This is a genomic window from Actinomyces sp. Marseille-QA0893 (assembly GCF_976954355.1).
In genome coordinates, this window is the sequence record NZ_CDRJSY010000003.1 from 246,389 (window position 1) to 261,998 (window position 15,610).

General features: G+C 59.2%; 14 protein-coding genes. 11 read left to right on the top strand and 3 right to left on the bottom strand.

Going from position 1 to position 15,610, the window contains the following annotated elements; translation table 11 throughout:
* Nucleotides 1-21: 21 nt before the first annotated feature.
* Nucleotides 22-1,863 carry a dipeptide ABC transporter ATP-binding protein gene (locus ACWNMW_RS05450; RefSeq protein WP_449490311.1) on the top strand — a complete coding sequence of 614 codons (1,842 nt, stop codon included), beginning with the start codon at nucleotides 22-24 and terminating at the stop codon, nucleotides 1,861-1,863.
* 162 nt (nucleotides 1,864-2,025) lie between these two features.
* Here ACWNMW_RS05450 and ACWNMW_RS05455 read toward each other — a convergent pair whose 3' ends face one another.
* Entirely contained in the window at nucleotides 2,026-3,126 is a 1,101-nt protein-coding gene (locus tag ACWNMW_RS05455) for a LacI family DNA-binding transcriptional regulator (RefSeq protein ID WP_449490295.1), read from the bottom strand.
* Nucleotides 3,127-3,269: 143 nt separating this feature from the next.
* Between ACWNMW_RS05455 and ACWNMW_RS05460 the strand changes: the two genes are divergently transcribed.
* The 4 genes from ACWNMW_RS05460 to ACWNMW_RS05475 all read left to right on the top strand — a co-directional run bounded on the left by ACWNMW_RS05460 (nucleotide 3,270) and on the right by ACWNMW_RS05475 (nucleotide 8,600).
* Complete coding sequence (locus ACWNMW_RS05460) at nucleotides 3,270-5,195, top strand: glycoside hydrolase family 2 protein (protein WP_449490296.1); 1,926 nt, start codon at nucleotides 3,270-3,272, stop codon at nucleotides 5,193-5,195.
* On the top strand, nucleotides 5,188-6,258 hold the full coding sequence (locus ACWNMW_RS05465; RefSeq protein ID WP_449490297.1) for a carbohydrate ABC transporter permease: 1,071 nt from the start codon (nucleotides 5,188-5,190) through the stop codon (nucleotides 6,256-6,258). The genes ACWNMW_RS05460 and ACWNMW_RS05465 overlap by 8 nt, the downstream gene beginning before the upstream one ends.
* Nucleotide 6,259: 1 nt before the next feature.
* The gene (locus tag ACWNMW_RS05470) at nucleotides 6,260-7,087 is read left to right on the top strand and encodes a carbohydrate ABC transporter permease (protein ID WP_034500803.1); all 828 of its coding nucleotides are present in this window, start codon (nucleotides 6,260-6,262) and stop codon (nucleotides 7,085-7,087) included.
* Nucleotides 7,088-7,211: 124 nt separating this feature from the next.
* Nucleotides 7,212-8,600: an extracellular solute-binding protein gene (locus ACWNMW_RS05475; RefSeq protein WP_449490298.1), complete on the top strand. Its 1,389-nt coding sequence runs from the start codon at nucleotides 7,212-7,214 to the stop codon at nucleotides 8,598-8,600.
* 284 nt (nucleotides 8,601-8,884) lie between these two features.
* On the opposite strand, the gene gluQRS is transcribed toward ACWNMW_RS05475, so the two are convergent.
* Entirely contained in the window at nucleotides 8,885-9,832 is a 948-nt protein-coding gene (gluQRS, locus tag ACWNMW_RS05480) for a tRNA glutamyl-Q(34) synthetase GluQRS (RefSeq protein WP_449490312.1), read from the bottom strand.
* 110 nt (nucleotides 9,833-9,942) lie between these two features.
* Between gluQRS and ACWNMW_RS05485 the strand changes: the two genes are divergently transcribed.
* The 5 genes from ACWNMW_RS05485 (at nucleotide 9,943) to ACWNMW_RS05505 (ending at nucleotide 13,903) form a co-directional block, all read left to right on the top strand.
* Nucleotides 9,943-10,695: a fluoride efflux transporter FluC gene (locus ACWNMW_RS05485; RefSeq protein WP_449490299.1), complete on the top strand. Its 753-nt coding sequence runs from the start codon at nucleotides 9,943-9,945 to the stop codon at nucleotides 10,693-10,695.
* Nucleotides 10,692-11,069, top strand: a complete 378-nt coding sequence (locus tag ACWNMW_RS05490; protein ID WP_449490300.1) for a fluoride efflux transporter FluC — start codon at nucleotides 10,692-10,694, stop codon at nucleotides 11,067-11,069. The genes ACWNMW_RS05485 and ACWNMW_RS05490 overlap by 4 nt, the downstream gene beginning before the upstream one ends.
* A gap of 71 nt (nucleotides 11,070-11,140) precedes the next feature.
* Complete coding sequence (locus ACWNMW_RS05495) at nucleotides 11,141-12,226, top strand: methionine ABC transporter ATP-binding protein (RefSeq protein WP_449490301.1); 1,086 nt, start codon at nucleotides 11,141-11,143, stop codon at nucleotides 12,224-12,226.
* Nucleotides 12,223-12,945 carry a methionine ABC transporter permease gene (locus ACWNMW_RS05500; protein WP_034500795.1) on the top strand — a complete coding sequence of 241 codons (723 nt, stop codon included), beginning with the start codon at nucleotides 12,223-12,225 and terminating at the stop codon, nucleotides 12,943-12,945. Before ACWNMW_RS05495 ends, ACWNMW_RS05500 begins: the two co-directional genes overlap by 4 nt.
* A gap of 118 nt (nucleotides 12,946-13,063) precedes the next feature.
* A complete protein-coding gene (locus ACWNMW_RS05505; protein ID WP_034500794.1) occupies nucleotides 13,064-13,903 on the top strand; it encodes a MetQ/NlpA family ABC transporter substrate-binding protein in 840 nt (279 codons plus the stop codon).
* Nucleotides 13,904-14,045: 142 nt separating this feature from the next.
* Here the strand turns inward: ACWNMW_RS05505 and upp are convergent, their stop codons facing one another.
* Nucleotides 14,046-14,684, bottom strand: a complete 639-nt coding sequence (upp, locus tag ACWNMW_RS05510) for a uracil phosphoribosyltransferase (RefSeq protein ID WP_034500793.1) — start codon at nucleotides 14,682-14,684, stop codon at nucleotides 14,046-14,048.
* A gap of 57 nt (nucleotides 14,685-14,741) precedes the next feature.
* Here upp and tadA point away from each other — a divergent pair, with 57 nt between their 5' ends.
* On the top strand, nucleotides 14,742-15,587 hold the full coding sequence (gene tadA / locus ACWNMW_RS05515; protein WP_449490313.1) for a tRNA adenosine(34) deaminase TadA: 846 nt from the start codon (nucleotides 14,742-14,744) through the stop codon (nucleotides 15,585-15,587).
* Nucleotides 15,588-15,610 lie beyond the last annotated feature (23 nt).

The window sequence follows — 15,610 nt, forward strand, 5'->3', positions numbered from 1 at the left end:
GAAGAGACTGTCACCGAGGTCATCCTCGAAGGCGCTGAGAAGGTCGAAGTCCACCCGGACGACGCCAACCCCTTGCTGAAGATCACCGACCTTGAGGTCACCTTCACGACCTCGACCGGTGTTGTTCCCGCCGTTCGCGGAGCTAACCTGACCATTTACCCCGGTCAGACCGTCGCAATCGTCGGCGAGTCCGGTTCGGGTAAGTCGACCACAGCCGCTGCCGTTATCGGCCTGCTTCCGGGCACCGGTAAGGTAACCGGCGGCTCCATCGAGTTCGACGGCAAGGAGCTCACCAAGATGAGTTCCAAGGAATGGATCGAACTGCGTGGATCCGGCATTGGCTTGGTTCCCCAGGACCCGATGAGTAACCTGAACCCCGTTCTTCGCGTGGGCACGCAGGTGAAGGAAGCCCTGCTGGCGAACAATATTGTTCCCCGCTCCGAAGCAGGGGAGCGCGTCACCGAGCTGCTCGAACAGGCCGGCCTTCCCGACGGCGAGCGCCGCGCAAAGCAGTACCCGCACGAGTTCTCGGGCGGTATGCGTCAGCGCGTGTTGATCGCAATCGGTCTTGCTTCTCGTCCGAAGCTGCTCATTGCTGACGAGCCGACCTCCGCACTGGACGTGACTGTTCAGCGTCGCATTCTCGATCACCTCGAGACGCTCACCAAGGAAATGGGCACGGCAGTGCTCTTCATTACCCACGACTTGGGTCTTGCCGCTGAGCGCGCCGAACAGCTCGTCGTTATGCACCGCGGTCGCATCGTGGAATCCGGTCCTGCTCTGGAGATCCTCCAGCACCCGCAGCACCCCTACACGAAGCGCCTGGTGTCCGCGGCCCCGTCCTTGGCCTCGGCACGTATTGAGTCCGCTCACGCGCGCGGCATCACGCACACGGAAGAAGAACTCACTGGCTCGGCGAAGAACGCCTCGAGCGAGGAAATGATTCGCGTCGAACACCTCACCAAGGAGTTCCACATCCGTGGCGCGAAGGGCGAGGCCGCGAAGCTTCTTGCGGTCGATGATGTCTCATTCACGCTGCGTCGTGGAAAGACTCTGGCGGTCGTGGGTGAATCTGGTTCGGGTAAGTCAACTGCCGCGAACATGATCCTCCACCTGCTGGAGCCGACCTCGGGCAAGATCTTCTTCGACGGTGAGGACACCTCGGAGTACAGCGAGGCACAGCTTTTTGCGCTGCGTCGTCGCCTCCAGGCCGTGTTCCAGAACCCCTACGGTTCGCTCGACCCGATGTATTCGATCTACCGAATCATCGAAGAGCCGCTGAAGATCCACGGCTACGGCACCCTGGCATACGCCAAGCAGGAGATCGCGCGCGCACAAGCGACCGGCCGCGACCCCGAAGAGTGGATGACGAAGCTCGTCGAAGCCTCCGACGGAAAGCGCGAACTAACCGCCGCCGAAAAGCGCAAACTCAACCCGAAGAAGCTGCGCGAAGCTCGCGTCGCCGAGCTGCTCGATCTGGTTGCTCTGCCGCGAAGCGCCATGCGTCGTTACCCGAACGAGCTTTCCGGTGGTCAGCGTCAGCGCGTAGCTGTTGCGCGTGCGCTTGCACTGAACCCCGAAGTGATTGTCCTGGACGAGGCCGTGTCTGCTCTGGACGTGCTCGTGCAGAACCAGATTCTGCACCTGCTGAACGATTTGCAGGCCCAGCTGGGATTGTCCTACCTCTTCATCACTCACGACCTGGCTGTTGTTCGCCAGATCGCTGATGATGTCGTGGTCATGGAGAAGGGACGCTTGGTCGAAGCGAATACGACCGATGCTCTCTTCGACAACCCAGTTCAGGATTACACTCGCGAGCTGATCGAGGCCGTTCCTGGCCGAAAGATCCAGCTGAACCTCTGAGTGTTCTTTCGCAGTTTTCTCGTGTGGGCAGGCCTTCGGGTCTGCCCACACGTGTGTCTCGGGTACTTTCCCGCACGCATATTCCTGCTTTAGCTCACTCGTTCCTGTCCTATTGCTGTTCTGAGGCCGTAGGTGTGCGAGCTAAAACAGGAATGAGGGAGCTTAAGCCCGAAGGGTTGACCGGCGGATCGTCAGTGTGTGTGAGACCGTTACGTCTGCCACGCCCTGAGGTTCTTCCCCTGGCGAGGCGGCGCCTTCCTCGCTGCTGGGCTTTCCATTCGCTTCGCGCGCCTGCTTTCCACCCGCACCCCCGCGCCCCTCAATAAGCGCAATCAGCCCCTGGACGGCCTCGCGAGCAATTGCATGAGTATCGGGCGTGATCGTGGTCAACGTTGGCGTTGAGAAGCGTGAAAGAACCGTATCGTCCCACGTGGAGACCAGCACGTCCTCGGGTACGCGCACATTCGCCTCGGCAAGCGCGCGCAGTGCGCCAATCCCAAGGAGGTCGTTCATCGTGAAGATCGCATCGGGGAGGTTGTTGGACTCCAGCCACTGCGAGAGTGCTTCCTGCGCTCCACCTGCGGTCCACGGGGAAACTTCGACGCTGCGCCATGCCCACGAGTCCAAGCCGAGCTCGGCAAGTGCCTTCTCGATCCCGCGTTGGCGAAGTGCGCCCGCGCTGGAGGTCGCCTGCGTGTGCGTCGATCCCAGAACCAGGAAACTGCGCGCTCCCTGGTCGTAGAGATGGTGGACCATTTCCGAGGCCGCGGAGACGTTATCCATTGAAAAGTGCGGGATACCCGCATCCTGGATCCTCTCGCCGAGCAGCACCAGCGGCGCGTCCAACTCGAGCTGGTTGAGGCCTTCGAGGTCGAGTTCGATGGGGGAGAGGATGAGTCCATCGATAAGGTTGGTGCGGAAGTCGCGCAGGACCGAGACTTCATGTTCGCGCGAACCGGCAGTCTCGACAACCATGATCGAATATCCGCTACGCCGCGCCTCTTCTTGGATCAGGTGCGCGAGTTCCCCGAAGTAGGGCCATGCGAGGTTGGGAATTGCCAGTGCCAAGGTGTGGGTCTGTCCCTGTCGAAGGCGCTGCGCAGCAATATTCGGTCGGTAACCCAGTTGACGGATTGCGTCCTCAACTGCCTTCCGCGTAGCAGGGGAGATGTGCGGAAAATTATTTACTACGTTTGAAACGGTGCGCTGTGAGACGCCGGCAAGTTGCGCAACATCGCGCATATTAGGCCGTGAAGCTTTCATGTCCGTCTCCGATAAAATCGCGGCAGGATGTGAGTTATCAGGGGCTATAGGCTCTAGTCTACTGAAAAATCAGGGAATCTGCTGGAGAGATTGCGATAATTTGCTACGTTGCAATTTTTTGGAAAATCCTGCATGATAATTCCATGAAGGTCAACGTAGACACTTTTGAAGCATGGAGCGACGCGCACTATCCTCGCCCCGATCTTTGCCGTGAATCATGGTTGAACCTAGGCGGCCAATGGGAATTCGCAACGGATCCTACCGATGAAGGCCTTACCTTGGGATGGCACCTCCCCGGTGCTCACTTCTCGCACACAATCTGTGTTCCTTTCCCTCCCGGAAGCCCCAGCAGTCAGTGGAGTGGAGAGCACTCCGATGTTGTCTGGTATCGCAGACGCGTCACGCCTGAAGAAATCAAAGACGCCGGCCTAGCTGACGCAGGCCACCGCCCCCACCTCCTCATTCACTTCGAGGCCGTCGATTTCGCAACCGACGTGTGGGTCAACGGACTTCACCTCGTCCATCATGAAGGTGGCTACACTCCCTTCACCGTTGAGATTGACCCCAGTGACTACCTCGACGCAGGCTTCGAAATCGTTGTGAGGGCGCACGATCGCCTTGACGCGGTTGATCAGCCTCGTGGCAAGCAAGACTGGCAAGAACATCCCCACGGTATTTGGTACCACTGCGTCGTCGGAATTTGGCGCGATGTGTGGATGGAAGTCGTGCCTGCAAACTACGTTCGCTCGCTGACCTGGTCATGGGACATCGAAGAAGCCCAAGTGACCTGCGATGTGGAGTGTGCTGGCCTCCCGCTTAACACGGGCACTCACGAGGCCATCGAGGCAAGCCTCACCCTTGACCTCGCGGGCGCCACCTTGGCGGCAACGATGGTCCGTGCGCACTCAGGCCAGCTCCGCCTCGTCGCACAAATCCCCGCATTGGCAAACCGTCAGGAATGGGGCCGGCTGCTGTGGTCGCCCGCCCACCCCAACCTCATCAACGCGCGCATCTGCGTGGGTGAAGACGAGGTCGTCTCCTACGTGGGAATCCGCGATGTCCACCTCTCGCACCGCTACCTCGAGATCAACCACCAGCCCACCTACTTGCGTGGCATCCTCGACCAGGGCTACTGGCCGAGCTCCTACTTCACTGCACCAAGTGCCGAGGCGCTGAAAGCAGACCTGGAACTTGCCCGAGACATGGGCTTCAACTTCGTGCGAATCCACGAACGCAGCGCCGATCGACGAACCCTGACATGGGCCGATCGTATGGGAATGATGGTCTGGGGAGAATCCGCCTCGGCCTACGCTTTCAGCGACCGAGCGGTCAGCGTCACCACGCAGGAATGGCACGATCTTGTTCTGCGCGATCGCAACCACCCCAGCGTCATCGTGTGGGTGCCCTTCAACGAAAGTTGGGGAGTAGACCTCATCGTCACCTCGCCGCGCCAACAGGCTTTCGTTCGCTCGGTCGTCGCGCTCACCGAGGCACTCGACGGAACTCGCCCAGTCATCGCTAACGATGGCTGGGAACAGCTGGAAACCCCGATCATCACAACTCACGACTACGGGGTCTACGGCGAGCAACTCCGCGTCAACTACGCCGACCGTGAATCGATTGCAGAGCTGGTGAACGGAGTCGGCCCACAGGGACGCAAAATCCTTCTGGGCCAGCCATGGAGCGATGACCGTCCCGTTATGGTCACAGAATTCGGCGGAATCTCATTGCCGCTGGACGCGGAAGACGCATGGGGCTACGCGGTTGTCCCCAACGCCCAGGCCTACGAAGAACGCGTGAGTGGACTTTTCGAGGCCCTCGAAGCCTCCCCGATCCTAGCGGGCTTCTGCTACACGCAGCTGACCGACACCCGCCAAGAAACAAACGGCCTCGCCGACGAAAACCGCACTCCGAAGCTCCCGCTGGATGTGATTCGTGGCTTCGTCACCAGCTCCGCCCAGCAGAGCGGACAGATCCGGCCTCGCACAATTGTCGAGGCCAGCGCGGTGGTAGGTACCGACGAGCGCAGTGCCGTGTCGCTGGCTTTCGAAGGTGATCACAATGCCTAAGCCTCGTGTCCTGCGCAGATGGGCCGTGAACTTTGCATTCACGCTCCCCTTCCTGATCTTCTATGGAATCTTCATCCTCTTCCCGGTCGTCCAGGCTGTCCTCATGTCCTTCTTCAACTGGGACCTACTGGGCAGCACCCGCGAATGGATCGGGCTTGAAAACTACACCCACATGCTCGGCGGTACCGGCCTGGTCTGGGATATCACTTCGATGTGGATGGTCCGACTGCTTTGCTTGGTGTGCGGAGTGTATGTGGCCGTCAAGGCGGTGCGTGAACGCGATCTGAACTCGGGGCGCATCCTCTTGATCGTCACCTTGATCGCTGCGGCAATCATCTTGGGAATCCATCCCGGTGATGGCGGTTCCTGGTCTGACCCGCGTTTTTGGAACGCGATGAAGAACACCGCGATATTTACCCTGGTTTCGACGCCGATCATCGCGGGCCTCGGCCTGATCTACGCGCTCCTCCTTCAACGAGGCGGACGCGCAAGCTCCTTCTATCGCGCGGCGCTCTTCGTCCCCTACGTTCTTCCGGTCTCGGTTGCCACCCTGATTTGGGGATACATGCTTAACCCCTCGCGCGGTATCGTCGCGCGCTTCACCGAATACATGGGGTGGGGGACCATCTCGTGGCTTTCGGATCCGCAGTGGGCGATGACCGCAATCGTTGTAACAACCGTATGGTGGACGGTCGGCTTCAACCTCATCCTCTTTGGTGCGGGCCTTCAAGACATCGATCCGACGCTGTACGAGGCCGCAAGCTTGGACGGCGCGAATTCCTTCCAAAAATTCGTCAACATCACCCTTCCGGGCCTTCGTCACGCGACGGTCTTGGTTCTGGTCACGCAGATCATTGCCTCGTTCCAAATCTTCGGTCAGGTCAACATCATGACCGCGGGCGGCCCCGGTGGAACAACGGACGTCCTCGTGCGCTACATCTACCAGACGGGCTTTAGGGATACCCAGCTTGGCTACGCCTCGGCAATGTCCTTGGTGCTCTTCGTGCTGATGGTCTTCATCTCGCTCATTCAATTCCTCATTTCACGCCAAAGGAGCCGCTGAGATGCGAGAGAAATTCAAGTCCTGCGGCTACCACGCAGTGATGCTCGTACTTGCCTTGCTGTGGCTGATTCCGCTGCTGTGGACGGTGGTTATTTCCCTGAGCTCGAACTCCTCACTGAAGACGAACTCGCAGATTCTTGTCCCCACCGAGCCGACCCTGTCGAACTATGTGGACGTTTTTAGAACTGGACTCGCGGGGCGCTGGTTCCTCAACTCGATGATTGTTTCGATCACCGCCACGATCATCACCGTCCTCATCTGCGCGGCCGCCGGATACGCCTTCGCGAAGCTGCCTTTCCCCGGGCGCACCGTGGTCTACGGGCTGACCCTGGCGGGAATGATGGTTCCAAAGGAGGCAATGTTCGTCCCCTTGTTCATGATGTTTTCCGAGGCCGGGCTGGCGAATTCCTACATTGCGCTGATTTTCCCCCGCGTGGCCTTCCCCCTGGGCGTTTTCATCATGACGCAGTTCTTCTCTCAGGTACCCAGCGAAATGGAAGAGGCTGCGCAAGTTGATGGGGCTTCTCCGATTCGAGTCTTCTTCTCCATCATGGTTCCGCTGGCGCGACCGGCTTTGATCGCCCTGGCAACCTTCTCTTTCGTTCAGACCTGGAACGACTACCTGTGGCCCTTGGTTTCGGCAACAAAGCCCGAAATGTTCACGGTGACCACGGGCCTCGCATCCTTGCAGGGAACCTTCGCGCAATCGACAGAATTGGGCTCGCTGATGGCTCGAGGAATCGTCGGTGCTGCGCCCCTGCTCATTGTCTTCCTCCTGCTTCAGAAGTATCTGATCAGAGGAATCTCACTGTCCAGTGGCGATAAGTAGGCTATCGCCACCTGCGCCACACGCCTGATCGGCTTTCCCGGGGTTCTCAACGATGGCCTCGGAAATGGCGATCTTACATACACAGGAAAACTCACCACACCATTCACCACACAGATTGAAAGGCATGACAATGCGACAAGGACGCGCACTGGCACGTCACGCGGGATTCAGCGCATGCGCGCTGGCAACGACCGCTCTCTTCGTGCTCACCGGATGCGGAGTGTCCTCCACATCCTCCTCCAAGACCGTCGACGGTGCAGCAATTGCCGGCGTGAGCGATGAGGACCTGAAGGGGACCACCATCACCATGGCTCGATTCTTCGGCGACTGCCAGGAAAAGACCGAGGGAGTCACCGACCTGTCCAAGGCCAACAGCGAATGCACCGCCATCTCGATCCTCACGAACAAGTTCAACGCTGAGAACAAGTGGGGCATCAAGGTCGAGCGTATGGGCGGCGCCTCGTGGCACAGCTACTACGACTCGCTCAACGCTGCTCTGGCCTCGTCGGATCGCCCCGACGTGGCGATCATGCACGGCTCCAACCTGCCCGACTACGCGGCCAAGGGCCTGCTCATGGAGGTGCCCGATGGAGTGGGTATCGACCTGTCCGGCTCGACGAAGCCCGCTTTGGACGCTGTGACCTACAAGGACAAGAAGTGGGGCGTCCCCTTCGACACCCACGCCATCATCAGCCACCTGAACATGGACATCCTGTCCCAGGCCGGATTGGTCGGTGAGGACGGCACCTACAAGCTTCCGACTTCGCCTGATGAGCTCCTTGCTCACGCCAAGGCCGTGAAGGAAAAGACCGGAAAGAACTACATCGATATCGCCCTGTCAAAGGACCCGATGGGTGAGCGCTTGTGGATGACCCTGGTCCAGCAGCAGGGCTCGGACATCATTTCCGCGGACGGTACCAAGGCAAACATGAACTCGCCCGAGGCGAAGACCTCCCTGGAGTTCATCAACACCCTGGTCAAGGACGGCTACACGACCGTCAACCACGATTACGATGCTTCCGTGCAGGCCTTCCTGCGTGGCGAGTCTGCAGTGATGTACAACGGCGTGTGGTCGGTCAACCAGTTCACCGCTGAAGCTCCCTTCAAGTACGAGACCAGCGATGCGCTCATGCTCTTCAAGGACAAGGCAACCTGGGCGAACTCCCACGTGTGGACCGTTCCCGTCTCGGCCAAGCCCGATGCGAAGAAGTACCGTGCAGCCTTCGAGTTCACCAAGTTCCTCAATGAGCACACCGGCGACTGGGCAATCGCGACGGGTCACATGCCTGCAACCCAGAAGGCTCTGGACTCCAGCGAGTACCTCAATGCTCCGCACCGCTCGCAGTACCTGAAGACCGCGACGACCTACGCTCGTATGGCTCCGCGCGTCGAGGCCTGGCCGAAGATCGCCGATCAGATTCAGGAACAGATCGAGGCCACCTGGCTCAACGGCGCAGGTGTGGAAGAAACCTTGAACTCCTTGCAGGAAGCGGCAAGCTCGTCTCTGAAGTAGCGAGAGGTAGCTGCTGCTCGTAGTAGCGCAGAGTAGCCGGGGGTGAAGGCGCGAGCCTTTGCCCCCGGCGCACGTTTGTCTGCTGCCGTGTCTGCCCGTTTGTCCGTTCCCGTTCGCCTGCTCCGGTTGCCTGCCCCCGTTTGTCTGCCCCGGTTCCGGTTGTGCCCTCCGCTTTGCTCCTGGCACACGTTTGTCTGCTGCCGTGTCTGCCCGCTGTCGCCCCCTCCACACGAAGTCGCGAAATGACACAGCTTATGGCCTGTGTCTTTTGCCGACTTCGTGTGTCATTTGCGGGGAAAGAGCCTCTCCAAGTCGGGTGTCCACGGCTCTTGTGGAAGTGCTCGCAGTCTCTCGACGTCCATCGATTCAAGAAGCTGCGAGGCCGAGTGAACCCCTTCAACACCCATCGAACGAGCTAGAACCTCAACGATCTGGGCGATGCTCACTCCTTGCTCTGCCAGTTCTTCGATGGTCACTGCCCCGTCACGCTTGGCCAGGCGTGCCCCCGAGGCAGACAACACCAGCGGAACGTGAACGTAGGTGACCTCCGGATAGCCGAGCAATCGTGCAAGCACAGCTTGGCCGGGGGACTGAGATAAGAGATCATCTCCGCGAACGACCTGATCGACGCCTTGGAAAGCGTCATCGACAACGACTGCCAAGTTATAGGCAGGTGCTCCATCGGAACGCTGGATGACAAAGTGGTCAACGGGCCCCGTGTAATCGCCGAAATACTCATCATGGACAGTCCACTCGGCGACGGGCGCTTTCAAGCGCAACGCGGGACGGCGCCCCTCGGCGGCAAATTCTTCACGCTTTCGGCTGATTTCGGCCTCGCTCAGGTGCAGGCAGGTGCCGGGGTAGTGTCCCGGTGGAACGTGAGGCGCGGAAGAGGCCTCGCGAATGTCCTTACGCGAGCAGAAGCACTCGAAAGCGTAACCCTCGTGGAAGAGGCGCGCGACGGCCTCGTCGTGGACCTGCGCGCGCGAGGACTGGATCAGAACCTCGCCATCCCAATCGATTCCCAGTGCGGTTAGCTCGTCGATTTGGCGTTGCGTGGAGCCCGAGCGCACGCGATCGATGTCCTCGATTCGCAGGACGAACTTCCTTCCGGTCGTGCGCGCCCACATCCACGCCAGCAGCGCCGTGCGGAGGTTTCCCAGGTGCAGGTCGCCGCTGGGCGAGGGGGCGAAGCGTCCCACGCCAGTTGCGTGCAACGCAGTTTCTCCCATTGCCGAGGCCGTGCTCGCGAGGGTGGGAAAGGCGGAGTTTTCCGCACCATTGCTGGGATGGGAAGAAAAAGGTGCCGCAGTTGCCATACCCCAAGACTAACCTTGAAGACGTGGAAGAACGAAGAGATCGCGGACGCGGCGCGGCAGGGGAAAGCTCTTCAGCGTGCGGGACGAACGCGTCAGGCTGCGTGGGGACAGATGCGTCACAGCGCACGGGAACAAGCGCCCAGGGCAGTGCCGTGACCCATACGCATATGGCGTGGGTGTCGAGTCTTCCTTCGTGGTTGTGTGTTGCTTTCGGAGCCTTCCTTGGCACAGCAATTCGTGCGGGATTGGATCTCGCTGCTACGGGCAGCGGGAAAGTTGTGGTTTTTTCTTGGTCCACGGTGGCCGTAAATCTTTGTGGAGCCTTCTTTCTTGGTTTTGTCACCGCATGGGCACAGGGATACTTCCGCGAGGATGCTGTGCGCAGAAAAGTCATGCTTGTCGCAGGGAGCGGCTTCGCCGGCGCTTTGACCACATACGCCACCATGGTCATGGCAAGTATCCATAATGCAGTCCAGGCAATGACAGCGGTCCCCGCTGCTGGGAGTGACCTTTCCGGAGCTGTCTCTTCTCCGTTTAGTGCTGTGGCGCTGTACTCCTTGCCTCTGCTGATCGAGGGAATGCTTGCAAGCCTTGTATTGCTTGTAGTCGGTATTGGGATTGCTGCTTTGGGGTACTCGCTGGGAATACGTGCGGGCGGATCATCTCAATTAGGTGACAATCAGAAAGCATCTGAAATGCCTGAGGTTCTACGCACTGCAAGTGCCTCTTCGCCCACGTCAAATGAGGACTCTTGCCCTCGGGGGGCAAAGAAATGACCCCACTGCTCTTTCTTCTCGTGTGTGTTTTCGGCTCCCTGGGTGCGCTCTCTCGCTGGCAGCTGGATCTTTATCTCAAAAAGTGTCGTGCAAGGCGAACACCCCAGTGGGGGATCGGCCTTGTCAATCTGCTGGGCTGTTTATGCGCGGGGCTGGTTGCTGGTTCGCTTGCTCCGGTTTCGCCACTGTACTTCCTGGTATCAACGGGGTTTTTAGGCGGATTTACAACCTTTTCGACCGCCGTGCTTGATGCGGTAACCCTCATTCGTGAGCGGCGATACCGCAGTGCTGCAGGCCTTGTTCTAGGGGTCTGGCTGGGCGCAAGCGTGTTGGCCGTTACCGGTTTCCTCATTGCTGTCAGTTTCGCTATGTGAGGTTGTGTAACAAAAAATTTGGACACTCCGGCGGGGACTCATAGTCTAAGACTGCATGGAAGGAGGACCCAGTGATTGATCTGATCGACGTCTCGAAGATCTATCCCGTGAAGGGAAGTGATGATGTCGTTGCCCTTGATCACGTGAATCTGCACGTTAAAGCAGGCAGTATTCACGGAATCGTCGGCCAGTCAGGTGCTGGTAAGTCAACACTCATTCGCTGTCTGACCGCTCTGGAAAAACCGACCTCTGGGTCGATCATCGTTGACGACATTGATCTGTCGCAGCTTCGCGGACGCGAATTGCGCCAAGCACGACGCAAGATTGGTATGGTCTTCCAAGCAGCGAACCTTTTCGATGCCAAGACTGCGGGAGAAAACATTGAATTCCCGCTGAAGGTCGCCGCGAAGAAAGAATTCACCCGTGAGGAACGCAAAGAACGCGTTCGCGAGCTTCTCGCCCTAGTCGGCCTTGAACATCGAGGCGGAGCCTACCCCTCCGAGCTTTCTGGCGGCCAGCGCCAGCGCGTGGGTATTGCACGCGCGCTCTCAGACACCCCCCAAGTTTTGCTCTGTGACGAGCCGACCTCAGCCCTTGACCCCGAATCAACCCGTGCGATCCTGTCATTGCTGCGCCAGGTTCGTGACGAAACCGGAGTCACCATCGTCATCATCACCCACGAGATGTCAGTTGTTCGTGAAATCTGTGACTCCGTGACGCTCCTGAAAAATGGCGGAATTGTCCAGAGTGGAACAATCGAAGAAGTCCTAGCCGACCCGGGTTCACCTCTGGCAAAGGAATTGGTTCCCGCGCCCAGCGTCGACGAACTCGATGTCACTGACTTCAACCGCGAGCTGACTGAGCGTGAAATCGCTGCACAGAGCGACTCGGCGGAAGACGATACCCCAGCCCAGGCCTCGGAAGACGGAAATATTCTTCTGGACGTCATCTTCACCTCGCATCCCGGTGTCCCAACCGGTTCGAATATGCTCAATCTTGCCGCGAAGGTCGGAGCGGACGTGACCGCAGGAACTTTTGAATCAATGGGGTCTGTCCAGGTTGGACGCTTGGCTCTGGCGGTTCCCGCCGCCCAGCGGTCCTCGATCATTGACCAACTTCGCGCCCAGGGCGCACATGTGGAGGTGCGTTCGCTGTGAAGCTTTCGGCTCTGTCAACAGTCCTTACGCTACTTCCACTGGGCAAAGGCGACCCGACGTGGGGCGATAACCCCGCGCTCACCCAGCAGTTCCTCCCGGCAATCGGGGAGACCCTGCTCATGGTCGTCTTCGGCACGCTCTTTACCGTCCTCGTTGGTCTACCTCTCGGTCTGCTTCTTGTTCAGACATCGAAGACGGGCCTGACTCCTAACAAGATGATCAATCAAATTGTTGGTTTGATCGTCAATGTTGGCCGTTCTTTCCCCTTCCTGATCCTCATCATCGTGCTGCTTCCGGTGACCAGACTTGTCATGCGCAGTGCGATTACCTGGCAGGGGGCAACCTTCCCCTTGGTTATTGGTGCGATTCCTTTCTTTGCCCGCCTGGTGGAAACCAACCTGCTTTCCGTCGAAAACGGCAAGGTCGAGGCCGCGCTCATGGCGGGGGCTTCCAACCGTCGGATCCGGTGGAGCATTCTGGTTCGCGAGGCCTTGCCTGGCATTATCCAGTCCGTGACGGTTTTGGCGATCACCTTGGTGGGCTACTCGGCAATGGCGGGCGTCGTTGGTGCCGGTGGCCTCGGAAAGATGGCGATCGACTACGGGTACCACCGCTTCCAGACAGACACAATGATCTGCTCGGTCGTTGCGATCATCATCATCGTTCAGTTAATTCAAATGATTGGCGACATGCTCAGCCGGCTGGTGGATCACCGCTGAGCATCCACCAGCCGGGTCGCGAACTCTGCTTGGTAATTAAGTCATCATTCGCGGGATTATCCCGGGCCACTCAGGTCCCCCCGCTTGTAGGAAACAGACAATCTAAGGAATTACTCTCATGCGTCACTCTCGTTCACTTCGTACTCTTGCCGGTCTTGGCGTTGCAGCAGCACTGGTTCTTTCCGCTTGCTCCAGCGGCTCCGCGGGCTCTTCATCATCTTCGAACGGTGCAACCACCATCACCGTTGCAGCCAGCCCCTCGCCTCACGCAAAGATCCTCAAGTACATCCAGGACAACCTGGCAAAGGACGCGGGAATCAACATCAACATCAAGGAATTCACCGACTACGATCTGCCCAACCGTGCGCTGGATCAGGGTGAAGTTGATGCAACCTACCACCAGACTGTTCCCTACTTGGAGAAGGCTGAGCAGCAGTTCAACTACGATTTCACTCCTGGTAAGGGCATTCACCTCGAGCCCCTGGCCATTTACTCCTCCAAGCACAAGTCGCTGGATGAGCTTCCCGAAAAGGGCGGAATCATTGGCGTGATCTCCGATGTCACCAACCAGGAACGCGCCCTGCGCCTCTTGGCTGCGAACGGCTTTGTTGAGATCCCCGCCAGCGGTGATGTCAACGTGTACACAGTCAAGAAGCTGAAGAACTTCGACTTCAAGGAAATTGACGGTCCTGTTCTGGTCTCTAACCTGGGCGAGACCGACTACTCGGTGATCAACGGTAACTTCGCACAGGAAGGCGGCCTTGCGCCTTCTCGTGATGGTCTGGCCGTTGAGTCCCCCGAGAACAACCCCTCGGTGAACGTTCTCGTGTGGAAGACCAGTGTTTCGGGCGATAAGGCCGAGGCCGTGAAGAAGCTCGATGAGCTCCTGCACTCCGACCAGGTGAAGAAGTACATCGAAGACACTTGGAAGGATGGCTCGGTGATTCCGGCCTTCTGATCAGGGGTCTCGCGATTAACTGATCGTTACTTTGATGTGTGGGGGTGCGGCCAAGCCGCGCCCCCACACATGTTCCACACGCATAAAGGTGCCGCGTCCAAAAGGACGCGGCACCTTGAGCGTTTAAAACCAGTCGTTAGACTCAGTCGACAATGCCGTAGAGGCGGTCGCCGGCGTCGCCCAGACCCGGGACGATGTAGGACTTTTCGTTGAGGCGCTCGTCAACGGATGCGACGACAACGGTGACATCGGCGCGGTCTCCGACGAACTCTTCGAGGACCTTCAGGCCTTCGGGAGCGGCCAGCAGGCAGACGCAGGTGACGTCCTTGGCTCCACGGTCGAAGAGGTACTTGGTTGCTGCGACCATCGTGTGGCCGGTGGCCAGCATCGGGTCAAGAACGAAGCACTGGCGACCCGAGAGATCTTCGGGAAGACGGTTCGCGTAGGTCTCGACCTCGAGAGTCTTTTCATCGCGCTTCATTCCCAAGAAGCCAACCTCGGCGGTGGGAAGGAGACGAGTCATGCCTTCGAGCATGCCCAGTCCGGCGCGAAGAACGGGGACAACGATGGGGCGAGGCTCGCTGATGCGCTTGCCAACGGTGGGCGCAACGGGAGTATTGATTGCGATCTCAGTGGTTGACACGTGACGCGTGGCCTCGTAGGCAAGAAGCGTAACCAATTCGTCAACCAACTGGCGGAAAGTCGCCGAGTGAGTGTCGCGGTCACGCAGGACGGTGAGCTTGTGGGCAATGAGCGGGTGATCTGCAATATGAAGGCGCATAGTTCAAGAGTAACCCGCGAAGGGCCCTTTACGCGATAGGCTTTGAGGGTGACAACAATGGATCAGTACAAAGAAGCGATGGCCCGCGCGCTCTTCTTGGCGAATAAAGCCCGAGAAATGGGGGATGTTCCCGTGGGCGCAGTCGTTATTGACTCTCTGGGACGCATTATCGGCCGGGGTTGGAATTGCCGCGAAGCCTTGCATGATCCCTGTGGCCACGCCGAAATAATGGCCCTCCGCGAAGCCGGAGAGCGATTGAATCGTTGGAACCTCATTGGGTGCACCTTGGTCGTCACCCTTGAGCCGTGCACGATGTGTGCAGGAGCCGCCGTCTCTTCACGAGTCGATCGCGTTGTTTTCGGTGCATGGGACCCAAAAGCCGGCGCTGCAGGCTCACTGCGCGACGTTTTGCGCGACTCTCGCCTCAATCATCAGGTCGAGGTCGTTCCCGGCGTTCTCGCCAAGGAAGCGACCGTTCAGCTGCGTGCCTTCTTCGAAACCCGCCGCGACCGTCCCGATAACCCCTTCGTTGGAGTTCCCCCGCGCGCTCACCGCGCCGAGGAGATCGAAACTCTGAGCGGTTGGGCCCCGGCAACGGCGACCCCGTCAGCCACAGTGTCTGCACAAGAACCCGCCGCCGCGCTGGAGTCCGCCGTAGTCGCCTCGCAACCGCCCGTCCTTGCCCCGGAACCTGCCGCAGCGACTCGTCAGGAGCCTCGCGTCTCCGATTCTCCTGACGAGGCCATTGCCGCCATCCGCGCACGCCTGACGAGGCCGGAAGTGCAGGAAGCTCCTGCACCCGCCCCCGTTCTTCCCCGCAAACCCGCGGCTTTCGTTCCGGGAACCGCTGGGGTAGTGGTGCGTACTCGTGCGTCGAGGCACGGGAAGCTACCTCAGGAGTAATCAAGCTCTGCGAGAGATCCGAG